The sequence below is a fragment of the Bradyrhizobium sp. AZCC 1588 genome (genome assembly GCF_036924735.1).
GTDB lineage: Bacteria > Pseudomonadota > Alphaproteobacteria > Rhizobiales > Xanthobacteraceae > Bradyrhizobium.
In genome coordinates, this window is sequence record NZ_JAZHSC010000001.1 from 2,383,857 (window position 1) to 2,401,479 (window position 17,623).

Genomic DNA, 17,623 nt, shown 5'->3' on the forward strand with positions numbered 1-17,623 from the left:
ACCCGGACTATTCGAACGTTGCATTATTTATGACATCTCCCGCGGCGGAATGCACCTGCGGGTAGTCTGAAAATCGCACGGTGTGGCGGAACTGCGATACTGCGGCAACCTCGCGCAGCGTGGCCCGGGGGTAAGGTTACCCGGCCGGCGCGGTTTGCAATCCCATAGGAGAGGGCTATCATCGGCTGGCGGGCAAAATTATCATCCTTTTGTATATATTTACGAATTCATTCGGACGGCCTGCGGCGCCCAGCCAGGCGGCAACACGTCCCTGACCCCCGGGTACGAGCCATGAGTGCTGAAGCCCCAACGCCGCATCCGAAAATGCCGCGTCGCCGCATGCGGGCCGTCAAGAGCAACCGGACCCAGATCCTGCTGTTTTCCATCCTGACGCTGGTTCTGACCGTCGCCGTGGTGTGGGGTGGCCGGACGCTGCTGCGCAATTCCGAGACGCTGGTGTTTGCCGTCGGTGATACCAACAGCCCGGAGGCGCGCTTCGCCGCCCGGCTGGCGACGGTGCTGAAGAATAATTCCTCCCGGCTGCGGCTCAAGATTGTGACCAATGGCGACAATGCCAAAGCGTTGTCGCAGTTCGACCGCAAGGAGGCCAACCTTGCGATCTTGCGCAGCGACGCCAGGATTCCGCCCCGCGCCCGCGCGCTGGCAATCCTCGAACATGACCTGCTGTTGCTGATCAGCCCGAACGGCAAGAAAATCAAATCTATCGCGGAGCTGAAGAAAAAGAAGATTGCCGTCATAGCCGACAACGAGAGCGGGGCTGCGCTGGTGCGCAACATTCTCGAGCTCTCCGACACCCCGGACGCGGCGGCGCGGGTCCAGATGGCCCCGCCGGGCGCGACCTTCGACCAATTGTTCGCCGCGGGCTTCGGCGCCGTGGTCAAGATCGCGCACGCCTCGCAGATCGTAAAGGACAAGAGTTACGCGCAATATGCCAGACGCGGCAGCTTCACGCTGAATGCGATCGAATCGGCAAAGGCGATCGCGAGGAAGTACCCGGCGATCTCGGAGGAGACGGTGGCGACCGGAATGCTGTCCGCCTCCCCCGCTGTCCCTGCGGAAGATGTCGAGACGATCGGGCTCGAATGGCTGCTGGTCGCCCAATCCAAGCTCTCGACCACCACTGTGGGCGACCTTGCGCGGATCATCTACGAGAACAAGGCCGAGCTTGCGCTACCCGACGGCTTCGCCTCCAAGATCGAGCCCGCAGAGACCGACAAGGACGCCTTCGTCGTGGCGCATCCGGGCGCTGCCGAATACATCAACGACGACACCAAATCCTTTGTCGAGCGCTACAGCGATTTGATGTATGTGGCGCTATTGGCGCTCAGCATCATCGGCTCGATCTTTGCCGCCATCTACGCCAAGGTCACCCGGATCGCCCCCGAAAAGGCCAGCCAGCTCGCGACCGCAATTCTCGATATCGGCGAACGTGTCGAATACGCCAACTCGCTCGACGCGCTCGACGAACTGCAGGACGAGCTGGAAGCGATCCTGCGCGGCGTGGTGATCGGCTTGCGCGACGGCACCATCAGTAGCGACGGGCTGGATACCTTCAAGCTCGGCTATGAATTCGTGCGCGACGAAATCGGCCTGCGCCGCGAACATCTCAAGCGGCATGCCGTGCCGCAAGACGAAAAGGTCGTGGTCGTGAAGACCGCGCAGAGCGCGTAAACCCGAGCTCTTGTAGGGTGGGCAAAGGAGCGCTAGCGACGTGCCCACCATCAGGACCTCGCGCATGGATAGATGGTGGGCACGTCGCTCACGCTCCTTTGCCCACCCTACACGTTAACGGACACCCGTGCCCTTATCTCGGCGATCTTGCGCTTGAGCGCGGTCTGCCGCGGGTCGGGCGAGGCGGCGGCGCGCGCTTCGGCTATCGCGCCGGCGAGATCTGTTAAGGCCAGCACGCCATCGAAGGTCGGCTTGGCAAGCCCGTCGATGATCGCGTTCCAGTCCGCTATGCCCTGCCGATAGACGTCGCCATAGCCCTCGACCATGGTCGCGGTCTGGATGATCGTGGGCGCGGCTTGCGGCTGTTTGGTCAGGCTGCGGTCGATCATGTGCAGCCAGCGTTCGACCCAGACCCGCTCCCTGGCATAGCGCACCGAAAGCAGCCGCCATCGCCGCAGGCCCGCCTCGATCTTGAGGCGGCGAATGCCAAAGCGACTTGCCGTACTAAAGCGGATCGAGACGCGCTTGTGTGCCCACCCCACCCATTCGATGGCATCGAGCACGTATTCGGCGATGACGGCGGGAAGCGCACCGATCAACTCTTCAAGCCGGAATTTCCTGATATCCACGGACCCGGCCGACGCGCCGGGCGGGCCACTGAGTTCGGCGAGCTTGAGCTGCGCGATTCGGATCGGGTCCTGATAGCTCATGCGCACCGCCATCAGCCGCGCTATTTCGCCGAGCATCACGTCGTCGACGCCTCGTTTGTCGATGAACCGCCGCAGCCGGTCGACATAGAGCCGGGCGTAGCTCGGACCCTGATAGTCGATGAGCAGATGGATGGCCTCGCTCGCCACCGCCATCACCGGCTCCGGCAGTCCTTCGGGCAGGAACGGCGGCTCGTCGTCATCGTCGCCGATGAAATCGGCCAACAGATAACGCAACGACGACAGAAACCCGCGGTCAGACACTCGCTTGGCTCCGGCTCCTAAGCGGGCTTCGGTTCGGCGGTGGACGCCACATGCTGCGCCAGCCGCTTTTCCGCCGCTTCCAGGTTCTGGAACAGACGCGCGCTGGCAAGACGAAGGAAGTAGAAGCCGAACGCGGGGTTCTGCACGTAAAGTTCCTCGACCTTGGTGTAGCTGACGCTCAGAATGAGGCCGCTCTCGATACATTCCAGCGTCTGGGTTCGCGTGTTCGAAGGCGACAGCATGCCGAGCTCGCCGACGATGGCACCGACCGGCAGCACGATGCCTGATTCAACCAGCTTGAATTTGCCGCTGACGATATAGAGCATGTCCTCGGCCTTCTCGTCCTTGTAGAACAGGATCTCGCCGGCCGTGCAGTTGCGCTCGGTCATGAACGGCTTCAGCCATTCCATCGACAAGTCGCTGTTGACCGATTTCTTCACGTCGCGCACCAACTGCAGCATCTGATGCAGGCGGTAGGAATTGACCAGCAGCATGGCGAGTTGCACCACCATGACCAGGTAGTTGCGGGCCGGGATCGCCGTCAGAATCAGGATGACGTTGGCGAGAATGCCGAAAACCCGCAAGGGGATCATGGTCTTCATCGTCGTGGTGGCAACCACGAAGATCGTGGCAAACAGCGCACCGGCCGTTCCCGCGTGTTGTGCCAGATGAGACGTATCCATTGGAGGCCAACCAAATTCTTCAGGGACTGATTTTTCGCGATTCTGCTGCGGCGCCCGCTATCGTAATGGCCGCAGGGCCCTTTTGGTATACGGGGAAAAGGCGACGTTTTGTCGGGATTCTCACTATTCCCGGGTAAAATTCACGTCCATATAGCCGCCCGCAGCCCGAGCCCGACCGCCTGGCGCAGCGCGCGCGAGGGCATCGTTGACGGCCTCCCCCGGCGGCAGGCACGCTTCGTTCGCAATGGCGGCTCAACTATGGAGCGAATAATGACCGATACAGCCGAGGCGGCGAGCGCGCCCATCCTCGAGATCAGCGGCCCGCGCGCCACGATCCGCCTCAACCGGCCGAAACATCTGAACCGGCTGCAGAGCGAGGACCTCGGCGAACTCACGAAACTGTTCGACCGGATCGAGGCCGATCCCGCGATCCGCGTGCTGGTGCTGACCGGCACCGGCCGCGCCTTCAGCGCGGGCTATGATCTCAATTCGGTCGCGGACCGAGCGACCAGCGAGAAGGAGCAGCCGAGCGCGGGATCGGCATTCGAAGCCGTGGTCGACCGGCTGGAGGATCTCGGCGTGCCAACGATCTGCCGGCTCAATGGCGGCGTCTATGGCGGCTCGACCGACCTGGCGCTGGCCTGCGATTTCCGTATCGGGGTCGATACGGCAGAAATGTTCATGCCGGCGGCGCGGCTCGGCCTGCACTACTACAAGAGCGGAATTAAGCGCTACGTCTCGCGGCTCGGTGTCGACAACGCAAAAATGCTGTTTCTCACCGCGCGGAATATTGCCGCGCCGGAAATGCTGCGGATCGGTTACCTCACTGCCATGGTGCCGGTGGAAATGCTGGACGACGAAGTGGATCGTCTCGCCGCTATCCTGGCCGGCAACGCGCCGCTGGCGATGCGCGGCATGAAGCGCGCCATCAACGAATTCGCCCGCGGCAAGCTTGACGAAGCGGCCGCCGACCTCCGCCATCGCGAGAGCATGCGCAGCGCCGAGATCAAGGAAGGCATCGAGGCGTTCGCGGAAAAGCGGCCGCCGAAATTCTGAGCGAAAAGTTCAGGCACGCCTGGTACGCATCGCCCGGACCTGCTGGATAGCAGGATCGCGCGCAAGCGCCTGGTAGCGCTTGCTGTCAACCGCATGGATCGCGACGCGCCCCTCGGCATCGGCGTGCACGCCCCAGCCGAAGCGCTTGCCGAGGCCTGACGCTCTCAGGCATGCCTGCCCTTTTGAGAAGAATTCCTCGCGGGCAAGGCTTAGCTCCTGCTTCGTCGCCTTGGCACCAAGCTGCCGGCCGCGGGCGGAGGTCGCGAATATCACGTCGTCGGACGTGTATTTGTAGGGCGCTTCCGCAATCATCTTGTACTGCAGGCCGGCAACCGTTGGATTGCCCGCGCGGGCCGGCGGTTCCTCGCCGGTACGCGCGGGACAATCCTCCGCGACCTGGATGAAGGTGTTGAAGCAGTTGGTGGTGTGAACTGTCTTTGTCATCCAGCGATCAAACCTCGTCGCGCCACTCACCCGCAAGCCGCGGCGTGCTCCGCCGCCATGGCATCATCGGCGGCGCTGATCCGCTGGAAGGCGGGCCGCGACGTAATGCGCTCGGCATAGGCCTTGAACACGTCCTTTTCGGGCACGAGGCCGAACATCATCGTCCAATGGAACGCGACGCCCCAGAGAATATCGGCAGCCGTCATGCGGTCCCCGAGCAGATAAGGCCCCCTGGAAAGCTGCGTCTCCAGGACGCCCAGCATGGAGTCGTAGTCGGAATAGGGCGATTGCGTCGGCGACGCCGGTTCGTGCTTCATGAACTTGTCGATCAGAGCTGGCTCGAAGGACGAACCATAATAGGCGATCCAGCGCAGACACGGGCCACGCCTGGGATCGTCGAGCGCGGGCGTCAGCCCGGCTTCCGGAAAAAGGTCGGCGAGATAGATGTAGATGGCGACCTGTTCGGTCACCAGCGCCTCGCCATGGCGGATCAACGGCACCTTGCCCAGCGGATTGATGGCGAGATAGGCCGGCTGGCGCTGCTCGCCCGCCTTCATGTTCAGGACATGAAGATCGTAAGGCGCCCTCAATTCCTCCAATAGCACCCGCGTGCCGGTCGCGCGGGTCTGCGGCGAGTAATAAAGGGTGATACGGTCCTTGCTGGTCATCGGCAGTCTCCTTTTCGCCCCCACGGGCACACCCTTCTATGCCCGGCCATACCTGACATCCTGTGTCAGGTATGGTTTATAAGAGGGCCATGCGCGCAAGCCGGTTGCTTTCCATCCTCACCACCTTGCAGGCGCGGGGACAGGTCACCGCGCCTGAACTCGCTGATACCTGCGAAGTTTCGGTGCGCACCATCTATCGCGACATCGATGCACTCGCCGCCGCCGGCATCCCCATCTATGCCGAGCGCGGCGCGGAAGGCGGCTATCGCCTGCTTGACGGCTATCGCGTGCGGCTGAATGGCCTGTCGCAACCGGAGGCCGAGGCGCTGTTCTTGACGGGACTGCCAGGGCCCGCAGCCGCGCTCGGCCTCGACGCTGCAATGATGGCGGCGCAGACCAAGCTGATGGCGGCGCTGCCGGCCAATCTGCGCCCGAATGCCGGCCGGATGCAGGAGCGCTTTCATCTCGATGCCCCAGGCTGGTTTGGCGAGGCCGAGCAGCCCAAACATCTGCGTGCGATCGCCGGCGCGCTGCTGCGTGAGCGCCTGATCGAAATCCGCTACCAGAGCTGGAGGGCCGAGAAGCGCCGCCGCGTCGCGCCGCTCGGGCTCGTGCTGAAAGGCGGAAGCTGGTATCTCGCCGGACACGTCGACGGCAGCGTGCGCACCTATCGCGTCGCGCGCGTTCTGGATTGCAACGTTCTGGATGAGCGTTTCGTGCGGCCTGTCAATTTCGATCTCGGTGCCTATTGGCAAGCCGCAACGCTTCGGCTCGAAACCGAGATGCATCCGGACTCCGCCACCGTCCGGCTATCGCCGTTTGGCGTCAAACTGCTCGACGCCTTGAGCCAGCCCTATGTGAGGACGCGCACCCGTATCGAGGAGACTGCCGATGCGGCCGGCTGGCGGATTGCCGTCGTGCCGATCGGGAAAACGGTGTGGCATGCCGCCGCCGAGCTGCTCCGCCTCGGCGCGGAGGCCGAGGTGCTCGCACCAGCCGAGCTGCGCGACAAGATGGCCGAGCTCACACAAGCCATGGCCGCCCGCTATCAGACAGTGCGGAGCGCACATCCTGATCGAAAGGATGCCCGAAAACCGCGTCCCACGAAACACTCCTGAAACACGATTCTCCCCCTTGCGCGTGAACGCAATCCGCCTGTGATCCGACTGATGGGCAGGGACGCAACAACGGCCTCGTGCCAAGCAACTGGAGAAAATGAGTATGTTTCGCAAGGTTACCCTCGGACTGATTGCCGCCGCCTCGCTGACCATTGCCGCTGCAGCGCCCGCTTCCGCCGGCGGCTTTTACCACGGCCATCACTGGGGCCATCATTGGGGCCATGGCTACGGCTGGGGTCCTGCCATCGGCGTCGGCTTCGGCGGCGTCTACGTCAACACCGGTTTCAACGGCTGCCTGCAGCAGCGCTGGGTCGAAACCCGCCGTGGCATGCGCCTGCGCACCGTGAACGTCTGCGCCTACTGATCGAACAGCGTTTGTAAGAAAGATCCCGGCCGCGCCAGCGACCGGGGTTTTTCCGCTTGCCTGATCCGTTGACCCCTGCCCGCTGCAGCCACATTGTGGCGCCTGCGGTGCAAGCCGCGCCCGGGCCCGCGGGAAGGGTTGAACCCACTTGCAGCTTTCGAGCGACATCTAGAGCCTTTGTGCAGCCGGTATTGCGGGCCGTCGGCGATGTCACGCACGGAGGTGTCTGATGAACCGGTCTCCCGATCGATTGAATCTCGATCATCTGAAGAAACAAGCCAAGGAATTGATCCGCCTGTATCGAAGCCGCGATGCGGCGGCGATGACGCGGTTTCGGCATGCGCTGCCGGCGGCGGCCGGCCGCAGCGATAGCGATATTGCGTCCCTCGACCTTCGCCTACACGACGCGCAATCATGCATCGCGCGCGAGCACAGCTTTGCTTCCTGGCCCGACCTGAAGCAATACGTCGAAGTGCAGATGGCTGCGCGCAACGAGCGCGCCGCTCGGGTCCTGCACTGGGCTCAGCTCATCTATTCCGGCGACGTCAGCGGCGCGGCCAACCGCGCCAACCCGCGCGTCGCGCTGCGCATCCTGGCCGATGATCCCGAACTCGTCGCGGGCGATTCCCATCTCGCCTGCGCGATCGGCGACGAAAGCGCGCTGCGGCGGGCGACACAGGCCGATCCGGCCTGGATCAACCGTCCCGGCGGCCCGCTGCGATTGCCGCCACTGTTCGCGGTCGTGCATTCGAGCCTGCTGCGCGTGGAAGAATTTCGCGAGCGCCTGCATCATTGCGCGCAGTTGCTCATCGCGGCAGGCACCGACGTCAACCAGCACATCTACAGCCGCTGGCCGCCTGGATCGCTGAACGAGCCTGACCAACGCTATCCGCTCTCGACGCTCTATGGCGCGGCCGGCAGCAACCATGATCCGGCGCTGACCAAACTGCTGCTCGAAGCAGGAGCGGATCCGAATGACGGCGAATCGCTTTATCATTCATTGGAGAATCCGGCGTGCACGCGGCTATTGCTGGAGCACGGCGCACGGATCGCAGAGAGCAACGCGATCTACCGCGCGATCGATCTCGAAGACGACACCGCGCTAAAACTGTTGCTGCAGCATGGCGGCGATCCGAACGAGCCGGCGCGGAACAAGCCGCTGACCGATTGGGGCTCGCCTTTGGCATGGGCGATCTACCGCCGGCGTCCCCGCCATGTGAAGGCATTGCTGGAAGCGGGCGCCGACCGGTTGCGACCAACCGCTGACGGCATCAGTCCCTACAGGTTGGCGCTGCAGTTCGGACTCTCCGAGATCGCAGCCCTGCTGCGCGAGGGCGAACCTGATATCTCCGACGACGAACGCTTCGTCGCTGCATGTGCGTGCGGCGACGAAACGAAGGCGCGAGCGATCCGCTCGCGGCGGCCCGACCTGCCGGCCTCGTTGTCACCGGCACAGTTGCGGCTATTGCCCGACATGGCCGCAGCCGGCGCCGATGACGTCGTCAGGCTAATGGTCAGGCTCGGCTGGCCGATCGCGGTGCGCGGCGGCGACTGGGATGCATCCGCGCTCAACCTCGCGGTGTTCCGCGGCGATGCCGCGCTGACGCGCTTCCTGCTTGAACACGGCGCTGATTGGACCGAGCAGCACGGCCACGGCGACAATGCGAGCGGCACGCTGGGTTGGGCGTCCTGCAACGAACCGGTCGCGGGCGGCGACTGGGTCGGCTGCGCGCGTGCCCTGCTCGATCACGGCATGCCGGGCGCGGCGGCGATTCCAGGCGATCCTGAATGGGTGATGATCGCAGGAAGCAAGAAGCGGTTTTCGGATGAGGTTACTGAGGTACTGCTGCGGCAGGACGTTTGAAGGTTAATTCCCTCTCCCCTTGTGGGAGAGGGTGGATCGAATGAGCGAAGCTCATTCGAGACGGGTGAGGGGTTCTCTCCGCGGAGACATGCCCCTCATCCGCCCTCGCTTCGCGAGGGCACCTTCTCCCACAAGGGGAGAAGGACCTACGCGTCCACGAACGTCACCGTATCGGCCACGCTCGCCCGCGAGGTGCGGTAGCTGTTGACCTTGTGGGCGTGGTCGGCATAGCCGAACGAAATGCCGCAGACCACGCGGCGATCATCCGCCAGCTTGAAGTGACGCCGGATCAATCCGGAATGCCGCGCCAATGCGGCCTGCGGAATGGTGCCGAGGCCGAGCGCCTGGGCGGCGAGCATGAAATTCGAGACATAGGCGCCGCAATCGACCGCGCCGTAGATGCCGAGCGGCTCGTCGGTGTGGATGATCGCAACATGCGGGGCGCCGAAGAAATTGTAGTTCTCCAGCGCCTGTTTGGCATAGGCCATCTTGTCGCCTCTGGTGATGCCGAGCGTGTTGTAGAGCTGAAAACCGCTCTCGCGGCGGCGATCGAGATAGACGCCGAGATATTCGCGTGGCGGCGAGAAGTCATGATCGTCCTTCGCGCCGGAGGCGGCTTCGGCATAGATCGCATTGCGAAAAGTCTCCTTGGCCTCGCCGCTGGCGATGAGCACCTGCCAGGGCTGGCTGTTGCACCATGACGCCGTGCGCTGCGAGACCTTAAGGATATGTTCGATGGTCTCGCGCGGCACTTGCTGCGGCAGGAACGCGCGCACGGAGTAGCGCTCGTTCAAGAGTTCTTCGAGCACGTCGATGCGGTCTTGCTGTTCCGTTGCGGAAGCATCCATAGCCTAACTCGCTTTCATTCCCCGGGCGCAACGCAGCACGGAGTGATGCGTTGCAGAACCGGGGCCCATCCTGCGTAGGTCCCGGCTCTGCGGAGCAGCGCTGCACGCTGCACCGCGTCCGGGACACGAGAGATCAGCGCCCCTTGGTCGGGATCTTGTTGAACGGCACGTCCTTGTCGACTCTGATGTCGCCGGGCAGGCCGAGCACGCGCTCGGCGATGATGTTGCGCAGGATCTCGTCGGTGCCGCCGGCAATGCGCATCGACGGCGAGGACAACAGCATCTGCTGGAACTGGCCGCGCGCCATTTCCTCGTCCGCGCCGGTGAGCGCGCCGGCCGCGCCCTGCAGATCCATCGCATAGGTCGCGATATCCTGCAGCATCGAACCCGACACCAGCTTGCCGATCGAGTTTTCCGGGCCCGGCCGTTCGCCCTTCGACAGCGAGGAGATGGCACGGTAGCTGGTGTATTTCAGCCCGCTCGCCTTAACCGCCCAGTTCGCGAGTTTTGAGCGCGTCGCGGGATCGTCGATCGCGAGCCCGTCATCGGTCATCAGGTTGGAGCAGAACTCGAACATCTCGGGGAAGCCCGTCGCAAGCCGCGAACCGATCGACATCCGCTCATTCATCAGCGTGGTCAGGGACACGTTCCAGCCATCGCCGACCGCGCCAAGGCGCTGGCTGTCCGGGATCACCACATCGGTGAAATAGACCTCGTTGAACTCCTGCATGCCGTTGGCCTGCTTGATCGGCCGCACCTCGACGCCCTTGCTCTTCATGTCGAGGAAGAACATCGTCAGGCCCTTGTGCTTGGGCACGCTGGGATCAGTGCGCGTGATCAGCAGGCCGTAATCGGAGTAGTGCGCGCCCGAGGTCCAGATCTTCTGGCCGTTGACGATCCAGTTGTCGCCCTGCTTTTCCGCGCGCGTGCGCAGCCCCGCGACGTCAGAGCCGCCGGCGGGTTCGGAGAAAAGCTGGCACCAAATATGTTCGCCGGAGGCGAGCTTCGGCAAATAGTGACGCTTGTGCTCCTCGCTGCCGAACGCCATCACCGTCGGGCCGCACATGCCCTCGCCGATCTGGAACGGCTGCGTCAACTTGCCGTAGACGCCCTCTTCCTGCTGCCAGATCACCTTCTCGATCGGGGTGGCGCCGCGGCCGCCATATTCCTTCGGCCAATGCAGGCAGGCCCAGCCGCCCTCGGCCTTCTTCTTCTGCCAGGCCTTGCCGACATCGACGATATCTTCCTTCTCCAGCCGGATGCGGCCGAGCGAGGATTTTGAAAGCTCCGCCTCGTATTGCTTCGGCGCGTTGGCGTCGATCCATTTGCGAGCCGTGGCTCGGAATTCGGCTTCCTGCGGCGTATCGTCGAAGTTCATGGCGGCTTCCTTCTTTCTTGTCATTCCGGGGCGTGCGCGGAACGCGCATGAACCCGGAATCTCGATCGATAACTTCTGGATTCTCAGGTGCGCAATTGCGCACCATAGTTCGCGCTGACGCGCGCCCCGGAATGACGAAAACTACGTCCTTCCCTTGGTCGGGATCTGGTTGAACGGCACGTCCTTGTCGACCCGGATGTCGCCGGGCAAACCAAGCACGCGCTCGGCGATAATGTTGCGCATGATCTCGTCGGTACCGCCTTCGACGCGGGTGCCCGGCGCGCGCAGCAGCATCGCCTGGAATTTGCCGGCAACTTCGGCGTCTTCCGGTCCGCTCAGCACGCCGGCAGAGCCCTGCAGGTCGAGCGCGTACATCGCGACCTCCTGGACCATCGATCCCGCGACCAACTTGCCGATGGAATTTTCCGGACCGGGACGCTCGCCCTTCGAGAGCGCCGAGATCGCGCGCATGCTGGTGTATCTCAGGCCGCTCGCCTTCACCGCGTAGTTCGCCAGCCTTGAACGAACGCTACGATCCTCGATTGCGGGGCCGTCTTCCAGCATCAGGCTGTTGCAGAACTCGAACAGTTCCGGGAAGCCTGTCGAGACGCCGGCGCCGATCGACATGCGCTCGTTCATCAGCGTGGTCAGCGAGACGTTCCAGCCGTCATTGACGGCGCCAAGTCGCTGCGAGTCCGGGATCTTCACGTCGGTAAAATAGACCTCGTTGAAGTCGGACTGGCCGCTGGCCTGCTTGATCGGCCGCACCTCGACGCCCGGGCTCTTCATGTCCAGGAAGAACATCGTCAAGCCCTTGTGCTTGGGCACATTGGGATCGGTGCGCGTCAGCAGGATGCCGTAATCGGAATAGTGCGCGCCCGAGGTCCAGATCTTCTGGCCGTTGATGATCCAGTCGTCGCCCTTCTTCTCGGCACGGGTGCGAAGCCCGGCGACATCGGAGCCGCCGGCGGGCTCGGAGAATAGCTGGCACCAGATTTTTTCGCCGGAGGCAAGCGGCGGCAGATATTTGCGTTTCTGCTCCTCGCCAGCATAGGCCATCATGGTCGGGCCGCACATGCCATGGCCGATGATGAACATGCCGCTGAGCTTCCCAAACGGCCCCTCTTCCTGCTGCCAGATCACCCGCTCGATCGGCGAGGCGCCGCGGCCGCCATATTCCTTCGGCCAGTGCAGGCAGGCCCAGCCGGCATCGGCCTTCTTCTTCTGCCAGGCCTTTGCGACCTCGAGAATGTTGGCGCCTTTCAGCACGGTGCGGCCGAGCGAGGATTTTCGAAGTTCTTCCTCGTGCTGCTTCGGTGCGTTGGCTTGTATCCACGCTTTGGCTTCAGCGCGGAATGCGGCTTCCTGCGGGGTGTCGTCGAAGTTCATGTTTCAATCCTCTCGTCCGTCATTCCGGACGAGCCGCGAAGCGGGTCGATCCGGAATCTCGAGATTCCGGGTTCGATGCTTCGCATCGCCCCGGAATGACGTTCGTTACGTTACGCCGCGTTCTTCTTGCGCATGCGGTCGATCAACTGATCTTCCCAGTACGACAGGCTGCCGAGCGTCAGCGCAGTGGCGTTGGCGCGGCGGTAGTACATGTGGCAGTCGAACTCCCAGGTGAAACCCATGCCGCCGTGAACCTGGATGTTGTTCTTGGAGCAGTGCTGGAACGCCTGCGTCGCGCTGATGCGCGCAGCCGCTGCGGCCTCTGGCAATTCCGACGCATTGGTCGAGAGCGCCCAGGCGCCGTAGTAGCAATTCGAGCGCGCCAGCGTCGCCGAGACATACATGTCGGCAAGCATGTGCTTCACCGCCTGGAACGAGCCGATCGGCCGGCCGAACGCGATACGGTCGAGCGCGTAGTCGCGGCCCATTTCCAGCGCGCGGTCGGAGCCGCCGACCTGCTCGAACGCGAGCAGCACCGCGGCGCGGTCGAGCACTTGCGTGAGGATGCTCCAGCCGTCGCCCGCCTCTCCCAGCGGTTCGGCCTTGGCTTTCGTGAAGGTGAGTTCGGCTTGCCCGCGCGTCGGATCGATACTGGTCAGCGGCTTCGCCTCGACGCCGCCGGCCTTGAGGTCGACCAGGAACAGCGAGATATCGGAATCGCGACCGGTCGAACCGGTGCGCGCGGCGACGATGGCGAAATCGGCAATCGCGCCATCCGGCACCGGCTTCTTGACGCCGTTAAGCGTGCCGCCGGAAGCCTGCAGCTTGATCGCCTTCGGCGACGGATTTCCCTTGCCTTCGAACAGCGCCAGCGTGCCGATTGCCTCACCGGAAGCGATCTTCGGCAGCCATTTCTGCTTCTGCGCATCGGAGCCAGCCAGCAGCAGCGCCTCGGCGGCAAGATAGACGGTGGAGGAGAACGGCACCGGCGCATTCGCGCGGCCCATTTCCTCCGCGATCACGCAAAGCTCGAGATGGCCCGCGCCGGCACCGCCGAACTGTTCGGGAATTGCGACGCCGAGGAAGCCCATTTCGGCGAGGCCGTTCCACAATTCCTTGTCATACGGCGCCTTGCCGTCGAGCACCTCGCGCACGGCCTTCGGCGGGCACTTCTCAGTGAGAAATTTCCGCGCGGCGTCGCGCATCTGTTTTTGTTCGTCGGAGAAATCGAAGTTCATGGCGGCCTACCTCAGTTGCTTTCGTGTTATTTGTTCGCTGTCATTCCGGGGCGATGCACAGCCTCGAACTATGGTGCGCAATTGCGCACCTGAGAATCTCGAGATTCCGGGTTCGCGCTTCGCGCGCCCCGGAATGACGAGTGGAGAGAGCGTCGTTTCATTGCAGCACAATCACGTCGTCTCCCGGCTTGTCGGCATACAGCTTCTCCACCAGCGCGGCGCGGCGTTCGAGGCCGGCGCGTTGGTTGATGTAGCCCTTGTCGGTGAGTTCATTGCCGTCGATCGAGGGCGGCTCGGCCATCAGCATGGCGCGCGCAATCCGCATGCTGCTGCCGGTGGCAGACGCGTTATGCGCTTCCAAGCCACGCTTCAGGCAGGCGATCACCTGGGGATGCTTGACCACCTCTTCGAACGTCGCATCGGGATTCCCCACGATCTGCCGGCAAGCGTGCAGATTGGGCCAGGCCAAAAGTCCGATGAATGGACGGTCCTGTCCCGTGACCAGCGCGTCGTGCACCACAGGCGTCGCGGCCGCGATGGCATCGGTGCGCAATGAACCGACATGGACAAAGGTGCCGGTCGTGAGCTTGAAGTCCTCGACCACGCGGCCGGCGAAGATGATGCCCTGCAGCGGATCGTTGTCATCGACGAACACGCCGGCGTCGCCGATGCAGTAGAAACCTTCCTCGTCGAACATCTTCTTCGTCAATTCAGGCTGGCCGAAATAGCCCGGCGTGACATTGATGCCGCGCAGGCGCAATTCGTATTTGGAGCCGCACGGCACCATCTTCAGCTCGACGCCGGGAAACGGCAGGCCGATCAGGCCGACGCGCTCGGTGTCCCAATAGGTGCCGGTCGAGGTCGGCGCGGTCTCGGTCGAACCCCAGCCGGTGTAGAACACGATGCGCTCGCCGGTGGTCTTCACCGCCAGCACCTGCATGCGGTCGTAAAGATCGTCCGGCAGCCGCGCACCGCCATAGGCCATCACGGTCAAATTCTTGAAGAAGCTGCGGCACAGCGCGTCGTCCTTTTCCATGGCGGCAGCGAGCGCGGCATAGCCGGCGGGGACGTTGGCGTAATAGGTCGGTGAGATCTCGTGCAGATTGCGGATGGTCTCCTCGAACTGACCGGGCATCGGGCGGCCGTCGTCGATGTAGAGCGTGCCGCCGTCGATCAGCGCCGGGTTGAACAGCGCATTGCCGCCCATGGTGTGATTCCAGGGCATCCAGTCGAGATAAGTGGAAACCGGCCCGTTCGGGTTGCGCGGGCGCACCTGCATCATCATTGCCGCGTTGGCGCACATCATCTCCTGCGTGTTGATGACGGCCTTCGGCATGCCGGTCGAGCCCGAGGTGAACAAGAGCTTGCCGATGGTTTTCGGCGTGATCTTTGAAATCGAGTCTTCGACATCTTTGGTAGCCGGCGTTGCCGCGAGCTCGGCAAACGACACGCTCTTGATGCCTTCGCAGGGTCGCGCGACGTGAACCACAGTGACGTCGGCCAGGTCGATCGCCCTGAGCGCCTTCTCAAAGGTCGGACCGTCCTGCACCATCACGACCGCAGGCTTGATCAGGTTGAAGAGATATTTGAGCTTGAGATGATCCTGGCTCATCAGCGAATAGGCCGGCGACACCGGCGCGGCCGGCAAGCGGGCCTGCATCGCGGCCTGCGTCATTAGTGCGTGCTCGATCGAATTGCCCGAGAGGATCGCAACGGGACGGCCCTCGTCGAGGCCGAGATTGAGAAGCCCCTGCGTCAACCCATCGACGATGCGCTTGGCTTCGCCATAGCAGACCTTGCGCCATTGCCGGTCCGGCCCCGCGCGCTGCGCCAACCAGATGCGCTCGGGCGCCTGCTTCGCCCATTTCGAAAGCGACGCCGGAATATGCTTCTCGTAGGGTTGCAGCGGAATGCGCGACTTAAGAATGATGACGCCATCGGGATGGCGCTCCACCACGATGTCGCGCGGCAGCCATTCGATCTTGCGGAAGGCCGGCTTGGTCAGCACCTTTGCTGCACTCCCACTCATATTGCGTCTCCCGGAATTCTTGTCCTTTGCGGATCTTGTGGTCATCGCCTGATATAGACAGGCTTTCGCTTTTCGAGAAAGGCCCTGATGCCTTCGTTGAAATCTTCCGAGCGGCTGCACAGCACCTGATTGCGGTCTTCCATCGCGATCACGTTGCGGCGCGCATTGCTGCGCCCTCTCCCCTTGTGGGAGAGGGCTACATCGGCATCAGCCGTGCATTCGATTCGGTGAGGGGTTGCCAGCCGGAGAGAACCCCTCATCCGTCTTCGCTTCGCGAAGCCACCTTCTCCCACAAGGGGAGAAGGGAAGCCGCCCTTACCGCGGCGCCATGCGGATGGCGCCGTCGAGGCGGATGGTCTCGCCATTGAGCATCGCGTTCTCGACAATGTGTACGGCAAGTGCACCATATTCGTCGGGCTCGCCAAGGCGGGCCGGATGCGGCACCTGGGCGCCAAGGCTCTTGCGGGCTTCCTCGTTCAAGCCCATCAGCAGCGGCGTGAAGAAGATGCCGGGGGCAATCGTGTTGACGCGGATCTTCAGGCTCGCGAGATCGCGCGCCGCCGGCAAAGTGAGGCCGACGATGCCGCCCTTCGAGGCCGAGTATGCGATCTGTCCGATCTGGCCTTCATAGGCCGCAACGGATGCGGTGTTGATGATGACGCCGCGCTCCTCGCCGATTGGGGCCTCGGTGGCAAGCCGTTCGGAGAACAGGCGCAGCGCGTTGAAGGTGCCGATCAGATTGACGTTGACGATGCGGACGAACTTTTCCAGGGGATAGACGCCGTCCTTGCCGACCACGCGCTGCGAGCCGCCGATGCCGGCGCAGTTCATCAGCACGCGCGCGATACCATGAGCTGCTTCCGCCTTGGCGATCGCCGCCTTCATCTGCTCCTCGCTGGTGACGTCGGCATGAAGGGCTACGCCCTTCACTTCGGCCGCGACCTTCTCGGCATTCTCCTTGTTCTGGTCGAGCACGCCGATCTTGGCACCCTTGGCGGCCATCGCGCGGGCGGTCGCGGCCCCTAAGCCGGAGCCACCGCCGGTGATGAGAACGGCAACGTCTTTCAACTGCATTGTAACTACCTGTCCTTGGATGTTTCTTCTCTAGTTGGCGAATGGCGAATAGGGAGTGGCGAATAGAAATCCATTCGCCATTCGCTACTCGCTATTCGCCCGTCAACATTCGCTACTCGCTATTCGCCCCTTCCCTTCTTCCAGCATGCCGCCGCAGATCAGCGCTTCCATATGCTTGATGTAGTCGCGGCAGACTTCGTCGGTGACCGGACCGACCCCGGTCGCGCGCGACATCGCGTGGCGGCCGAAGAACAGGTGATCGCACGCGCCGATCAGGCTGGTGTAGAACAGCACCGGATCGATATTTCGGAATTCGCCGGCCTTGACGCCCTCCGCGAGCAGGCGGCGATGAAAATCCAGCAAGGGCGCGACGAAGAATTGCGAGACTTCGTCGGCCGCTTCCGGGCTGCTCTCGTGCAGGAGATAATGGATCAGCCGGTTCATGTAGGGGAACTGGTGATAGGCGCGGATGATGCCGCCGATATGCAGGCGCAGCTTTGCCGTCGGCGAGATCGGTTGGCTGATCAGATATTCGAGCTGCGACATCTCGGTCGCGGCGTCCCGCGCCAGAAGCGCCAGCAACAGCCCGTCCTTGTTGCCAAAATGGTATTTTACCAGCGCGGCATTGACGCCCGACTTCTGCGCGATGTCGGACAGCGACACCTCGATCGAGGCGCGCTCGATCATCAGCTCGCTCGCCGCCACAAGCAGCTTCTCGGCGGTGGTATTTTTGCCGCTCGGGAGCCTGGTCGGTACACTGGTATTCAACGGTGATCCCATCACGCTGAGGGCGGGAAATCTGGCCGC

Annotated in this window: 16 protein-coding genes and 1 pseudogene; 5 read left to right on the forward strand and 12 right to left on the reverse strand. The window is 63.2% G+C overall.

All coding sequences use genetic code 11. From position 1 onward, the window contains the following. Nucleotides 1-291 precede the first annotated feature (291 nt). Entirely contained in the window at nucleotides 292-1,692 is a 1,401-nt protein-coding gene (locus V1277_RS11180) for a TAXI family TRAP transporter solute-binding subunit (RefSeq protein ID WP_334416190.1), read from the forward strand. 107 nt (nucleotides 1,693-1,799) lie between these two features. Here V1277_RS11180 and V1277_RS11185 read toward each other — a convergent pair whose 3' ends face one another. Beyond that, complete coding sequence (locus V1277_RS11185) at nucleotides 1,800-2,663, reverse strand: DUF6537 domain-containing protein (protein ID WP_334416191.1); 864 nt, start codon at nucleotides 2,661-2,663, stop codon at nucleotides 1,800-1,802. Between the two features lie 17 nt (nucleotides 2,664-2,680). Then, the gene (locus V1277_RS11190; RefSeq protein WP_334416192.1) at nucleotides 2,681-3,346 is read right to left on the reverse strand and encodes a Crp/Fnr family transcriptional regulator; all 666 of its coding nucleotides are present in this window, start codon (nucleotides 3,344-3,346) and stop codon (nucleotides 2,681-2,683) included. A 270-nt stretch (nucleotides 3,347-3,616) separates the two neighbouring features. Between V1277_RS11190 and V1277_RS11195 the strand changes: the two genes are divergently transcribed. Then, the gene (locus V1277_RS11195; RefSeq protein WP_334416193.1) at nucleotides 3,617-4,402 is read left to right on the forward strand and encodes an enoyl-CoA hydratase/isomerase family protein; all 786 of its coding nucleotides are present in this window, start codon (nucleotides 3,617-3,619) and stop codon (nucleotides 4,400-4,402) included. Nucleotides 4,403-4,411: 9 nt separating this feature from the next. Here V1277_RS11195 and V1277_RS11200 read toward each other — a convergent pair whose 3' ends face one another. Together V1277_RS11200 and V1277_RS11205 are read right to left on the reverse strand one after the other, a co-directional pair. After that, the gene (locus V1277_RS11200; protein ID WP_334416194.1) at nucleotides 4,412-4,846 is read right to left on the reverse strand and encodes a DUF6157 family protein; all 435 of its coding nucleotides are present in this window, start codon (nucleotides 4,844-4,846) and stop codon (nucleotides 4,412-4,414) included. 26 nt (nucleotides 4,847-4,872) lie between these two features. Further along, nucleotides 4,873-5,514 (reverse strand): glutathione S-transferase family protein, encoded by a 642-nt coding sequence (locus V1277_RS11205; RefSeq protein WP_334416195.1) that lies wholly within the window; start codon nucleotides 5,512-5,514, stop codon nucleotides 4,873-4,875. An 89-nt stretch (nucleotides 5,515-5,603) separates the two neighbouring features. Between V1277_RS11205 and V1277_RS11210 the strand changes: the two genes are divergently transcribed. The 3 genes from V1277_RS11210 (at nucleotide 5,604) to V1277_RS11220 (ending at nucleotide 8,860) form a co-directional block, all read left to right on the forward strand. After that, nucleotides 5,604-6,632, forward strand: a complete 1,029-nt coding sequence (locus tag V1277_RS11210) for a helix-turn-helix transcriptional regulator (RefSeq protein ID WP_334416196.1) — start codon at nucleotides 5,604-5,606, stop codon at nucleotides 6,630-6,632. A 103-nt stretch (nucleotides 6,633-6,735) separates the two neighbouring features. Continuing rightward, entirely contained in the window at nucleotides 6,736-6,996 is a 261-nt protein-coding gene (locus V1277_RS11215; RefSeq protein WP_334416197.1) for a hypothetical protein, read from the forward strand. Between the two features lie 229 nt (nucleotides 6,997-7,225). Then, entirely contained in the window at nucleotides 7,226-8,860 is a 1,635-nt protein-coding gene (locus tag V1277_RS11220; RefSeq protein ID WP_334416198.1) for an ankyrin repeat domain-containing protein, read from the forward strand. A gap of 146 nt (nucleotides 8,861-9,006) precedes the next feature. Here the strand turns inward: V1277_RS11220 and V1277_RS11225 are convergent, their stop codons facing one another. The 8 genes and pseudogenes from V1277_RS11225 to V1277_RS11260 all read right to left on the reverse strand — a co-directional run bounded on the left by V1277_RS11225 (nucleotide 9,007) and on the right by V1277_RS11260 (nucleotide 17,596). Further along, nucleotides 9,007-9,708: a nitroreductase gene (locus tag V1277_RS11225; protein ID WP_334416199.1), complete on the reverse strand. Its 702-nt coding sequence runs from the start codon at nucleotides 9,706-9,708 to the stop codon at nucleotides 9,007-9,009. Between the two features lie 133 nt (nucleotides 9,709-9,841). Then, entirely contained in the window at nucleotides 9,842-11,086 is a 1,245-nt protein-coding gene (locus V1277_RS11230) for an acyl-CoA dehydrogenase (RefSeq protein ID WP_334416200.1), read from the reverse strand. A gap of 141 nt (nucleotides 11,087-11,227) precedes the next feature. Further along, nucleotides 11,228-12,475, reverse strand: a complete 1,248-nt coding sequence (locus V1277_RS11235; RefSeq protein ID WP_334416201.1) for an acyl-CoA dehydrogenase — start codon at nucleotides 12,473-12,475, stop codon at nucleotides 11,228-11,230. A 110-nt stretch (nucleotides 12,476-12,585) separates the two neighbouring features. Continuing rightward, a complete protein-coding gene (locus tag V1277_RS11240; protein WP_334416202.1) occupies nucleotides 12,586-13,713 on the reverse strand; it encodes an acyl-CoA dehydrogenase family protein in 1,128 nt (375 codons plus the stop codon). Nucleotides 13,714-13,870: 157 nt separating this feature from the next. Further along, nucleotides 13,871-15,742 carry an AMP-binding protein gene (locus tag V1277_RS11245; protein WP_334416203.1) on the reverse strand — a complete coding sequence of 624 codons (1,872 nt, stop codon included), beginning with the start codon at nucleotides 15,740-15,742 and terminating at the stop codon, nucleotides 13,871-13,873. A gap of 41 nt (nucleotides 15,743-15,783) precedes the next feature. Then, nucleotides 15,784-15,894: pseudogene (locus V1277_RS11250) on the reverse strand (enoyl-CoA hydratase/isomerase family protein); the annotation flags it as partial. Nucleotides 15,895-16,057: 163 nt separating this feature from the next. Beyond that, complete coding sequence (locus tag V1277_RS11255; RefSeq protein WP_334416204.1) at nucleotides 16,058-16,816, reverse strand: SDR family NAD(P)-dependent oxidoreductase; 759 nt, start codon at nucleotides 16,814-16,816, stop codon at nucleotides 16,058-16,060. Nucleotides 16,817-16,918: 102 nt separating this feature from the next. Then, complete coding sequence (locus tag V1277_RS11260) at nucleotides 16,919-17,596, reverse strand: TetR family transcriptional regulator (protein WP_334416205.1); 678 nt, start codon at nucleotides 17,594-17,596, stop codon at nucleotides 16,919-16,921. Nucleotides 17,597-17,623 lie beyond the last annotated feature (27 nt).